The sequence below is a fragment of the Porphyromonas canoris genome, from assembly GCF_000765975.1.
In the GTDB taxonomy this organism is placed as follows: domain Bacteria; phylum Bacteroidota; class Bacteroidia; order Bacteroidales; family Porphyromonadaceae; genus Porphyromonas_A; species Porphyromonas_A canoris.
Map to the genome: position 1 here is coordinate 36,943 of NZ_JQZX01000009.1, position 12,019 is coordinate 48,961.

The 12,019-nt window shown below is 50.5% G+C and carries 7 protein-coding genes; 1 reads left to right on the forward strand and 6 read right to left on the reverse strand.

Translation table 11 applies throughout. From position 1 onward, the window contains the following. Positions 1–7: 7 nt before the first annotated feature. Positions 8–2,254, reverse strand: a complete 2,247-nt coding sequence (locus tag HQ29_RS05005) for an ATP-dependent helicase (RefSeq protein WP_036868006.1) — start codon at positions 2,252–2,254, stop codon at positions 8–10. Beyond that, entirely contained in the window at positions 2,251–5,118 is a 2,868-nt protein-coding gene (uvrA, locus tag HQ29_RS05010) for an excinuclease ABC subunit UvrA (protein ID WP_036868008.1), read from the reverse strand. The genes HQ29_RS05005 and uvrA overlap by 4 nt, the downstream gene beginning before the upstream one ends. A 471-nt stretch (positions 5,119–5,589) precedes the next feature. Between uvrA and HQ29_RS05015 the strand changes: the two genes are divergently transcribed. Continuing rightward, positions 5,590–5,835 (forward strand): thiamine-binding protein, encoded by a 246-nt coding sequence (locus tag HQ29_RS05015; protein ID WP_036845870.1) that lies wholly within the window; start codon positions 5,590–5,592, stop codon positions 5,833–5,835. Positions 5,836–5,935: 100 nt separating this feature from the next. Here the strand turns inward: HQ29_RS05015 and HQ29_RS05020 are convergent, their stop codons facing one another. The 4 genes from HQ29_RS05020 to rpmH all read right to left on the reverse strand — a co-directional run bounded on the left by HQ29_RS05020 (position 5,936) and on the right by rpmH (position 11,934). After that, positions 5,936–7,669 (reverse strand): alkaline phosphatase, encoded by a 1,734-nt coding sequence (locus HQ29_RS05020; RefSeq protein WP_082226843.1) that lies wholly within the window; start codon positions 7,667–7,669, stop codon positions 5,936–5,938. 25 nt (positions 7,670–7,694) lie between these two features. Then, on the reverse strand, positions 7,695–10,403 hold the full coding sequence (locus HQ29_RS05025) for a transglutaminase-like domain-containing protein (RefSeq protein ID WP_052089839.1): 2,709 nt from the start codon (positions 10,401–10,403) through the stop codon (positions 7,695–7,697). A 29-nt stretch (positions 10,404–10,432) separates the two neighbouring features. After that, positions 10,433–11,506: an ATP/GTP-binding protein gene (locus HQ29_RS05030; protein ID WP_036863126.1), complete on the reverse strand. Its 1,074-nt coding sequence runs from the start codon at positions 11,504–11,506 to the stop codon at positions 10,433–10,435. Between the two features lie 275 nt (positions 11,507–11,781). Further along, positions 11,782–11,934, reverse strand: a complete 153-nt coding sequence (gene rpmH / locus HQ29_RS05035) for a 50S ribosomal protein L34 (RefSeq protein WP_036845879.1) — start codon at positions 11,932–11,934, stop codon at positions 11,782–11,784. Between the last annotated feature and the right edge of the window lie 85 nt (positions 11,935–12,019).

The following is a 12,019-nucleotide window of genomic DNA, read 5'->3' on the forward strand; positions in this document are numbered from 1 at the left end:
GTCTGTTTTATTCGATTGGAGTAAGCTTTGCATAGCGGGTTATGAGCAGTTTTTCTCCTTCGGTATCAAATATGATTTTTATTTTTATTCCATGATCGCTCTGAACCATCTCTTGAACGGTTCCATCCCCAAAGATATGATGATTGACGCGATCTCCCTCTTTGTAGGAGAGTGCTTGCGTAGTGGCTGCTTGGGGAACGTTTTTGAGGGGTTCCAGCTTTTTCTCTCGTGTTATGGCTTTTGCAAGAAATGAGGGAGAGTGTTTCTCTTTCCTGAATTTGAGATCGCTCTCGTTGTTGATGAACTTTTCATCAAGGTCGTACAAGAATCTGCTGGGGAAAGATTGTACATACTTGCCGTAGCTGCTACGAGAGTATGCAAAAGAGATACAACACTCGATCTTGGCTCTTGTGATAGCCACATAGAGCAGTCGTCGCTCCTCTTCCACTCCGTTTATGGTATCAATGCTCCGTTCGGACGGGATAAGTCCATCCTCCACACCTACTATAAACACATAGTCATACTCCAACCCTTTGGAGGTGTGCATGGTCATAAGTGTTATTTTAGGGGCATCATCTTTCTCGTCTTGGTCTCTATCCGTATAGAGAGCAACCTCTTGCAGATACTCTTCCGGTGTGGGTGCTTCCACACCTTCATCTTCCTTCAGAGCCGTATATTCGTCCATCGCATTGAGCAGCTCCGAAATATTCTGCTTACGATCTTCTCCCTCTGCCGTTTTATCAGACTCCAGCAGACTGTACAGTCCGCTTTTGTGAAGGATATTTTGTGTTAATTCCAATAGGGTGGAGCTTGCAGCCTCTGTCTTAAATCCCAAAATCATGTCGGCAAAGGCTCTAAACTTCTTTACGGCAGCCGGTTTGAGGGCATTGCAAAATTCGGACTCATTGACAATGGCATTCATATAGGAGCACTCTTTTTCTTTGGCAAACGTGTGCAACTGCTCGAAGGAGGTCGCTCCTATACCCCTTGCCGGCATATTGTAGATGCGTCGGAAGGCTTCGTCATCATCCATATTAACCAACAGGCGAAGGTATGCGATAACATCTTTCACCTCTTTGCGTTCGTAGAAAGACATCCCTCCATATATCCTTAGCTTGATGCCTAACACTCTGATCTGGTCTTCCAATATACGGCTTTGCGCATTGGTGCGGTAGAGGATGGCTATATCTTCCGGATCTACACCGCTTTGTATAAGGTGCAGTATCCTTGCCCCTACTGCTTGTGCCTCTATGTTGGCAGAGTAAGATGAAATAAGAGTGGTTTTCTGTCCCGGTCCTTTCACGCTTACTACCTCTTTCGGGATGCGTTGTGTGTTTTTCTCTATGAGACCGCTTGCCAAATCTACGATATTGGAAGTGGAGCGGTAGTTCTTTGTGAGCTTGAAGAGTGCGGCATTCTCAAAAGACTTCCGGAAGTTGAGTATGTTGTCTATCCGAGCTCCTCGAAATGAGTAGATGCTTTGACTATCATCGCCGACAACGCAAACCATACAGTCTTCACCACACAAAAGCTTCACAATCTGATGTTGCACCCTGTTGGTGTCCTGATACTCATCTACGAGTATGAACTTATACCGCTCTTGGAGCTCTTCCCTTACTTCCGGATGGTCATTGAGAAGCCTGTAAGTATAGAGTAGGAGATCATCGAAGTCCATTGCATTGGCAGCAATACACCTTTCGGAATAGAGCAGAAAGATATCTTTTATCCTTGGCATCTGACGCTTTCTGTCCGCATCTGTCAAAACAGGAGAAAGGGCATACTGCTTGGCAGATACCATGTTGTTTTTTGCTCCCGATATGATGCTCTGAACGGTATTGGGCTTATACTGCTTCTCATCCAGCTTCATATCTTTTATGATGCTCTTGATGAGAGCGCGAGAGTCTGCCGTGTCATATATCGTGTAAGAGGAGGTGAAGCCGATATGGGAAGCGTAGTGTCTTAGAATACGAGAGAATATAGAGTGAAATGTCCCCATGGGTATCATCTGCGCTACACTCCTACCAACGGTAGAAGCTATACGCTCTCGCATTTCTCTGGCTGCCTTGTTGGTAAAGGTAAGTGCCATAATGCTGTAAGGAGCGTAGCCTTGTGCTATCAGGTATGCCACCTTGGTTGTCAGCACACGGGTCTTACCGGATCCTGCACCTGCAAGTATCAGGGAGTGTCCTTGACAGTATAGCACAGCTTCTCGCTGCTCATTGTTGAGAGTTTCGAGAGAGGATTCTATATTCATAACTCTTTGTTTAGAAAGTATGCCGTGTGAGATTTGGAGAGTACTTCCGGAGCAGTCATCTCTTCCGGAGTACCTTGAAAGATGATTTCTCCGCCACCCGTACCTCCTTCCGGGCCAAGGTCTATGATATAGTCTGCGGACTTTATCACGTCTAAGTTGTGCTCTATCACAACCACCGTGTTTCCTCTGTCCACAAGGCTTTGGAGGATGTTCAGAAGCATTCTTATATCCTCGAAGTGGAGTCCCGTGGTGGGTTCGTCCAGGAAATAGATCGTCTTTCCCGTATCTCTTTTGGAGAGCTCTGTTGCCAGCTTGATGCGTTGGCACTCTCCTCCGGATAGCGTTGAAGAGGGCTGACCAAGCTTGATGTAACCGAGTCCCACATCTTGCAGAGTCTTTATTTTTTTTAGGATCGACGGATTGTTTTCAAAGAACTCCACAGCCCTATTGACCGTCATGTCCAAGATGTCGGAGATGGATTTTCCTTTATACCGAACTTCAAGCGTCTCCCTGTTGTAGCGTTTTCCCTTGCACGCTTCACAAGGTACGTAGACATCGGGCAGGAAGTTCATCTCTATGGTTTTGTAGCCATTGCCTTTGCAGGTTTCGCACCTGCCGCCCTTAATATTAAATGAGAAGCGTCCCGGCTTGTAGCCGCGCATTTTACTTTCGGGGAGTTCCACGAAGAGGCTGCGTATCAAAGTGAAAATCCCCACATAGGTTGCGGGATTGCTTCGAGGCATTCTGCCAATGGGGCTTTGATCCACGGCGACTACCTTATCTATATATTCCAGTCCCTCTATCTCCTCATAGGGCAGCGGGGCAGTCTGTGAGCGGTAGAAGTGTTGGCTTAGAATGGGGTAGAGGGTAGAGTTGATGAGAGAAGACTTTCCGCTTCCCGACACTCCGGTGATACAGGTCAATGTCCCGATGGGAAGGCGCATGGTATCTCCTTTGAGATTGTTCCCCGTAGCGCCTTTCAGCACCAAGAGTTCCCCCGAACCTTTTCGGCGAGAGGCGGGCACTTCTATCCTCTTTGTCCCTTTGAGGTATTGGGCGGTGAGAGTATCCTGTTCGAGCATCTCTTTCGGCGTGCCGGCAAAGACCACTCGTCCGCCTTTGCGTCCGGCTCCGGGGCCCAGGTCTACGACATAGTCTGCCTCCAACATCATATCTTTGTCGTGCTCGACGACGATAAGAGAGTTTCCCTGATCTCTAAGATTCTTGAGGGAATGAATGAGCTTTACATTGTCTCTCTGATGCAGACCGATGCTCGGTTCGTCCAGGATATAGAGGACATTGACCAGCTTGCTTCCGATCTGAGTTGCCAGGCGTATGCGTTGGCTCTCTCCGCCGCTCAGGGATCCGGAGGAGCGGTTCAGGCTCAGATAATCCAAGCCGACGTCAAGAAGAAAGTCCGTTCTGGCATCTATCTCTTTGATGATCTCTTCTGCGATGGTCCACTGTCTGCTGTCGAACTTTGTTTTGAGGGACTTTATCCACTCTTTGAAGTCGGGCAGATGCAGCGAGGATACCTCCATGATGTCTTTGCCGTCTATCTTAAAGTGGAGGCTTTCGGTTTTCAGCCGTTTGCCCATGCAGAGCGGACACTGCACATGAGTGCTGAACTGCTCTGCCCACTTCCTTGCCGCGTGCGACTCTTCCATCTCCGCATACCGGTTGATGTACTCTGCAAGTCCGTTGTACTCCAGCAGCTTTTCGGGCAACATCCCGGAGGGGATCTCTTTGGGTCGGTTCAGCGTGTAGTTTGTTCCGTTCAGGATATCGTCTATCAGCTCTTCGGGCAGCTCTCCCACGGGGTCGTCTATGGAGAAGCCGTAATGCTCGCATATCGCCATGAGCTGTGCAAAGATCATGTTCCGCTTGAGTTTTCCTATCGGCTCTATTCCTCCGTCCCGGATGCTCAGCTTCGGGTTGGGGAATATCTTCTCTGCCTGCAAGGCTGTTACCTGCCCGAGGCCTTTGCACTTCGGACAGGCTCCCCGGGGCGAGTTGAAAGAGAAAGAGTGGGGTGCCGGTTCGGAGTAGGAGAGACCCGTGGTGGGGCACATGAGCGAGCGGGAGTAGTAGTGTGGTGTGTCGGGATCGTCGAACGTTATGACCACCATCTGATCTTTCCCCTGCTTGAGAGCGGTGCGGACGCTCTCCTTTATCCTGCTTTCGGAGCTGTCGGAGACTTTTATCCGGTCTATCACTACTTCTATTCTGTGTATGCGGTATCTTGAGAGTGCCATGTTGCGTTCTATCTCTCTCATCTGCCCGTCTATCCGGACATTGAGGTAGCCTTTTTTGCGCAGCTGCTCCAGGAGTTCGCGGTAGTGTCCTTTTCTGTCTTTCACGACCGGGGCGAGGAGATAAATCTTCTGCCCTTCGAAGGCGGAGCATATCGAGGAGACGATCTGCTCTTCGGTGTAGCGCACCATGGGTCTGCCGGTGTTGTAGGAGTAGGCTGTGGCGACGCGGGCGTAGAGGAGGCGGAGGAAGTCGAATATCTCCGTTGTGGTGCCGACGGTGGAGCGCGGATTTTTGTTCGTAGTCTTCTGTTCGATGGAGATCACCGGGCTGAGCCCTGTGATTTTGTCCACATCCGGACGCTCCATGTTGCCGAGAAACCCTCTCGCATAGCTTGAAAAGGTCTCGATGTAGCGCCGGCTTCCTTCGGCGAATATGGTGTCGAAAGCGAGGGAAGACTTCCCGCTGCCGCTCAGTCCGGTCAGGACGCAGAGGGAGTTGCGTGGCAGATCCGCGTCTATGTTTTTGAGGTTGTGGACACGCGCACCGCGCACTTGGAGCACGCCGTGTTCTATTCCGTCTGTATCTCTTCTCTTGTCAAGCTCTTTCATGGAGGGAAAGTGTTCCGAATAAACGCAGCAAAGATACGTTTTTCCGAGAAGCTTTCCAATCTTCTCCGGTGCCTCCGAAGCGGAAAGAAAAGCACTCTTTTCGGCAAGATTCCGGTCGAAAGCAAGGCTCCGAAATTTAGAGATTTTTAACGCAGAGCGCGCTCCCGAAATTCATTACGAGGGAGCCGGAAAAAGAGGTGTGCGCACGGAAGAAAATTTTTGTGCGCACAGAAAAAAATTTTCGTGCGCAAGAAAAAAAATTTTCGTGCGCACAAAAAAATATTTTCGTGCGCACGAAAATCCGGGCTTTTTGCCGACCCCCTCGCAGCCCAGTACTGATCCCGTTTCTGAGAGACAGGCAAAAAAGCCGTTTTTTCTCCGAAAAGGGAGGGTGGCGGACCGGAAAAAATGTGCTAACTTTCTCGCGTGAAAAACAAATTATTGTTGAACCTATGTTAAAATATGTGCATTATGAAGTGTTCCGTAGAGCTGAGTTATTACCCCCTCGGCAATGAGTTCAAACCGGCGGTAAAGGCGTTCATCGCAGACCTGAAAACGCATGACGAGATCAAGGTGGAGCCGGGAAGCATATCCACGCGCGTCTTCGGGGAGTATCGCACGGTGATGAGGATACTCACGGAGGCGATGGAGCGCGCTTTCGAGGCGCCGCACTCGGTGTTCGTGATCAAGATCCTGAACATGGACAGAGACAAGTAGACGGCCGCTCTGCCCGATGAAGACAAAAAAATATTCCCGATAAGAGATTCGCTCCTATCGGGAATTTTTGTCTCCTCGTGCGCCCTCCGGGCACGGCTCGTTACTCTATCCAGCTTCTGATGTCGGCAGGGAGATAGAGCTTGTCGCGCTTGTCCACATAGACCGCCACGGTGGGCATCTCCCGTTTGGAGAGGATCTTTTTCCCCTGCTTCAGCGTGGCGATGTTCGTGTACGCCTCGATCTCCAGAGCCTTGCCCCGCTTGCCTTTCACCGTGAGCGTGGCTTGCCCTTTTTCGTCGGAAGTCAGGCGGAACTTCATCCCTTTGAACACTTCGTCGTGCGGGGCAAAGTAGCGGTCGCTCATCGCAGGCAGCTCATCGCCCATGCCCAAGAGCGTAGCCATGTAGCGGTGCAGATCCGTGTTTTGGTTCACGCCCACGAGCTTGTCCACCTCCTCCGGCGTGTACACGGCAAGGAACACCTCTTCCGCCGTGTGCCCGTTGGTGGTGAAGCCGAGCGGTATCCGGGCATGGAAAAAGTGGTTGATGAGTGCCGGAAGAGTGCCCTTGTAGCCGCCATCGCCTATCTGCTCTTCGGAACGCTCCTCGGCAGGCTTCGGGCTGTTTTTGTACCCCTTGCACTCGGCAAGAAGTGCCAGCTCCCTGTCCGTAAGTGCAAAGCCGGTGTGCTTCTCCACGATGGCGCGAGCTTCGGAGTAGGGGTGCCTGTTCAGCTCTTCGGCAATGAACTCGGAGGTCTTTCGCACTGCGGTCAGAGCCCCGAACAGGTGCTGTCCGCTCGCCGTGGTGTAAGGCACTTCGCGCCGTCCCAAAGAAAATCCGCTGTTGCCGTGATCGGAAGTTACGATGATCACCGTGTTGCCGTCCTTCTTGGCAAACTCCAACGCCTCGGCAAACGCTTTGTCAAACGCGATAAACTCCGTGACGAGTGCCACGGGATCGTTCGCGTGCGCAGCCCAGTCCACCTTGCTGCCCTCGACCATCAGGAAGAATCCGTTCTCCGAACGCTCTCCCGAAGAGAGGCGGCGCAGCGCATCTGCAGTCATCTCCGCAAGAGAGGGGATCTCTGCCGGATCGCGGTCTATGTCGTAAGGGACATCGGCTTTCTCGTAGAGCTGCCACATCCTCGGATTGGTGTCTTTGGAGGCTCCCTCTTTGTCGTTCAGAAAGACACTCACGCCCGACTCGGTGAGATGTTTGCGGTGCTGCTCGGATAGCAGACCGGCACCTCCTCCGATGACGACATCGAGCCGGTTGTGTACCATCTGCGGCACGATCCAGTCGTACCTCTTCCTCGAATAAGAGTGCGCCGCGCAGTCCGCCGGAGTGGCGTGCGGAAACTCGCAGGTGAACACCAGCCCGGTCTTTCTGTTGTGCTTGATCCTTGTAGCTTCAAGCAGCGTCATGAGCGGCCTCAAAGACCTGGTCGTATCCACCGGAACAAGGTCGGCTCCCGGAGTGCTCATGGGGTAGGTGGAGATGTATCCCGCTCTCGATGGCATCCCGGTCATGTAGCAGGAAGTGGTGGGCGCGGAGTCCCCGATGGGTGCGTCCGAAGAGAATGTGATGATGGTCCCACTCATGTAAGGGTCCAGATGCAGATGCTTGCTCTCCGCATCCATGTACCTCTGATACCAACGCGCTCCCGACACAGCAGAGAGTGAGGTGCCGTCGGCAATCATAAGGATGACGTTCTTGGCTTGCTTCACAGGTTTTCCGTTGGTGGTCTGAGCTGCCGACGGAAAGGATGCCCATACGGAAAGAACACAGACAGCAACCGCTGTCGCAGATTTGAGGGCGAGTCTTATTTTCATTGATGTAGTGTATTTGAGATGAATGTTACTTGACTTCTGAAACGACCTTGGATATTCTGTCTCCTATGCCTATGGTATAACCTTGGGATACGAACACGACACGTCCGAACGTATCGCAAACGGCAAGCAGAGGATACTCGAAAGGAATGGCGGTCTCCGTACCGGTGGTGAGGAGCTTCAGTATGGAGCCGTCCGTGTCTTTGCCCCAGAATGCTTCCGGAAGCAGATCCATCGCAGAAGGTGCTCCGTCTCCCTGCATCTGTTGAAGGACAACGACCGGAAGTGTGAGGCTCTTGCTCTCTTCGTTCCACATGGACTTGCGAAGATCTCTCAAGATGTGGTCGGTAGGCTCATGGTGATCCTTGCCCAGCACCAGTACATAGTAGCCTCTTCCCGTAGAGCTTAGCAGCGTTTTTTTGCTGTCTGTCTTGAGGTCGTGATACAGAGCTTCCGGATTCATGCTGCCGATGACGGATATTGCCGTAGTGTCTCTGTCGAATGCCATTATATTGGGAGTGTCTTCACAAGTGAGCTTGCGGAATGCAACCAATACACCTCCGGAAGCAAGACGTGTCCCGGTGATGATGTAGTTGTTTTCGTATTCCAAAGGATTCTTTACGGTCTCCTTGTAGCTCAGACCGTCTGCTATGTCATAAGTAACAGGCGCACCGGATGGCGAGATGTAGCCAAGAGAGAAGTTGTAGTAGTACTTCGGATCTGAAAGATAGGGCAGCGGTGTATAGTCGAGACTGATCTTGCATGTGCCCGCTTTGTCCGGATTCACTTTGCTCTCCTCTTCCGGAGCTATGGCAAAAAGCTTGTAGCTACCATCTTCAGTGTAGATCTTGGAGACGCCGATGGTGCCGTCATACTCTGAAAGTACACCTGCCGCACGGCACAAGCGCACAAACGTAAATGCCAAACTGCGAACATCCCCCACCTTGTGAGAGAGTACCGTTGCCGGAGAAAGCGGATGGCGGATGGGGTTATACTGCTCGTCCACTTTGAATGTACGAAGATAGGTGGCTATCTTTTCGGCTCTCTCTGTTGCGGAAAGAGCAGTCCAAGATGCTTCTTTCTCCGAACTTTCTGTGGCGTTATCGGCAAAGATGACCTTCAAGGCTTCGTTGAGAGTCTCTTGTACGGGGAATAGCTGTTCGGTGCCGACACGAGGAGAGAGGAGATACTTCACCTCTTTGTCGGATGTTCCGCCTTTATAATGTTTCATGACATCGGTCAGCACATCGTACGGAACGTCATGCAGGTCTTTCTTTGTGAGCGAAGAGAGAAGCAGAAGTCCGAGTTCCCTCTGTTCGGGAGCGAGGTTCTCCATAAACTTCAGGATAGTATGATGGTGTCCTCTGCTTTCGATATAGACTTTGCTCCAAAGTTCTTTGTTTTTCAGACCGAGCGACTTAAATGTCTCTTCCGCCCGGAGAGAGCCGGGGAAGGTCGCGAGGTAGGCTTTTCTGATGGAGTCGTTCTCCACGATGCGGAGAGCACAAGCCCTGATAGCCGTACTGTCGATAGTGTTGGAAGGTGTTACCGCTTCCGGAGGGTTGATGACCCAGTGAAGCTCCGAAGGCATCTCCGCAAATGGTTGGAGGTTCAGCTCCAATGTCTCGCCTCCTGCGCGTACCACGCCCATCGCCATGGCTTCTATTCCGTGCTCCGCTGTGGCAAGCATGTCTCCGATGCCGGTTTCGAGAGCGGCTTCTCCGTTTTTATCCGTAAGAATGCTCGTGATAGGGAAAAACTCCGCATAGTTGTAGAGTCTGAACGATACCTTCACATCTTTTTGCGGAACGCCGTCTTTCAACACTTTTACTCTCGCCGGAGCTGTCGGCACATAGAGAGAAGTGAGGTTGAGCTCGGTGTATGTCGGGAACTGCTTCAAGGATGCTTCCGATCCGCTATAAGCACCAAATGCTTTGGTATGCAGCATCATGGCACGGCGTACAGGGGCATCGAACCAGGCGTTGTTGAGTACCGGTGCCGGCTCGCACGCTCCCAGATAGTACCACTTGCCATCTACCCAAGCCTCTACCCAGGCATGGTTGTCGTCCGTATGCGCCCATCTGGGAGTATAGACCTGTCTGGCAGGAATACCCACCGAACGCAGTGCGGCAACGGTAAAGGTACTCTCCTCACCGCAACGTCCAAGAGCATTTTGCAGAGTGTACACAGGAGAAGAGGTACGTCCGTCCGATGGCTCGTAGGTTACGTGTTCGTTGCACCAGTGATTCACTTCCAGCACGGCATCCATCATGGATAGACCTTTTACTCTGTTCTTTAGCTCTTCGTAGAACAACTCTCTACTATTGTCCAGAGCTTCGTTATTGACCCGAACGGGAAGTACGAAATGACGAAAAACATCTGCCGGAACAGACTTCCCCCAAGGCATTTCCTCTCTTGCCTTGTAACTGGTCTCTATGTTCTTTACATAGAATGCCGTGCTGTAATCGAGCATATCCGGGGTGATCATATAGCCATACAAAAAGTCCAATGCTTCTTGTACCGGTTGGGACACTTCGCCTGCGGGGACATGGTCGGAAACAGGTAAGCCCAGATAGGAACATTTCTCCTGATAGCTTTTGATGGCTTCATCAAGAATGCTCTTGGGGAAGAGAGCAGAGTCCGTACTCTTCTCTCCGGACTTAGAACATGAAGAAAATGCAGATCCACCCAGCGTAATAAGCAGGATGGAAAGTATTAAAGATAGATTTTTTCTCATATAATGGATTGATTTAGGTTGTTTCTTCTCTATTGTTGCGGATGTTCCATTACGCTTCTATCCACCTCTTCCAATACCTTTATAAACGGCGGAAATTTGATCTCGGACATAGGCTTGGAGGTCATGGTGTGTAGAAGCGAGTAGCTGTACTCGGGAGATAAGAGGGTGTCCACTTCGAGGGCAAGTCCTCTCCAGACAAAGCTCTTTCTCCTTTTGTGTATAACGGGAGCATCCGGCTCTATATGTCTGAGATATATAACGAACTCTTCCGGTGTGATAAGGCGTTCTACTTCTGCACTCTTACCCTCCGAAGTGGTACGGAAGAAAGAGTGAAAATAGACGAAGTTGCCGGCTGTTCCGCGTTTCTTGATCTTTGTATTTCCTTTTATGTCCGTATTGAGCATGTACTCGAATATCTCTGTCTCTATACCATAAGGCACATCACCGGTTACCTCTACCTTGAATGTCCTTCGGGTTTCATCGGCTGTTTCATCTCCCACAACGCAGGCAATCTCACGGATGGTCTGCTCTATCTTGGCATCGAAATCACTATTGTTTTGGACGATGCGCAGGTTCGGATGCCCTGTCCAGGCACTTAGAATCTTACCATCCAACTCGCGAGCCAATTCTACCGTCTCTGTTCTTGCCGCATTGTTTTCGATGGTATAGAAGTCTTCCGCTCCGTCTGCCGCTGTTACCATGTGTATTACCGCATCGTATCGGGCATCTCTCAGCATCACTTCCGAAAGGGAGAGTTCGTCCAGCATGGCTTGCCACATATTTGGGTCCATGTATGCAGAAATATCCATGGTACCTCTGTCGGATATGATCAGTACCGGTTTATTGACAGACTTTGCCAGCTCATAGAAGATGTTTTCCATTTGGAGCTGAAACTTCAAGACCGCTTTTTCCGCATTGTAGAAGTAGGTCTTATCGTCTGTAAGGAAGTTGACGGATGCCGCCGTAAATATCGTGGGGATTTCGGGTAAGGCATACACCAAATATCCTCTTATGGTAAATCGCTCTATGATCTTCGCCATTGCCGTGGTCTTACCGGCGCAAGGTCCTCCCGTGAGCGCAATTCGTACTATATTTTTGTTCATTTTTATTGACTTTTTTGACCTCTAAAGTTAGCAATATTATTTCACAACAAGAGGGAGATAGCCAATTCCGAATCGGGCTATCTCCCTCTTTTGTCTATTGTGATTTCTTAAGGCAGAGAGCGCAACCTTTCTGCCCCGGAAGAGAACCATTTTGGGGTGAGGAGGTCAAGGTATCTGCTTGAAGCTTTCTGTCTGTACAATAAAAAACTTCCCTTGCAGTCTGAAACTGTAAGGGAAGTCTATGATAACAGCTCCGCAGGGAGCATCTGTTCTTGTTATCTTGGATACTCGTCAGAAACAGTTAGCTTAGCTCTGCCTTTAGCTCTTCTGGCTGCGAGAACTCTACGTCCGTTTGCCGTTGCCATTCTTGAGCGGAAGCCGTGTTTGTTTCTTCTCTTTCTGTTAGAAGGCTGGAATGTTCTTTTCATTGCTTTTTAACTTTTTATGCTGTTTTGATTTGTCTTGCTTTCTTTGGTCGGGCAAAGATAGTCAATTTATTTTAGACTGCCAAGA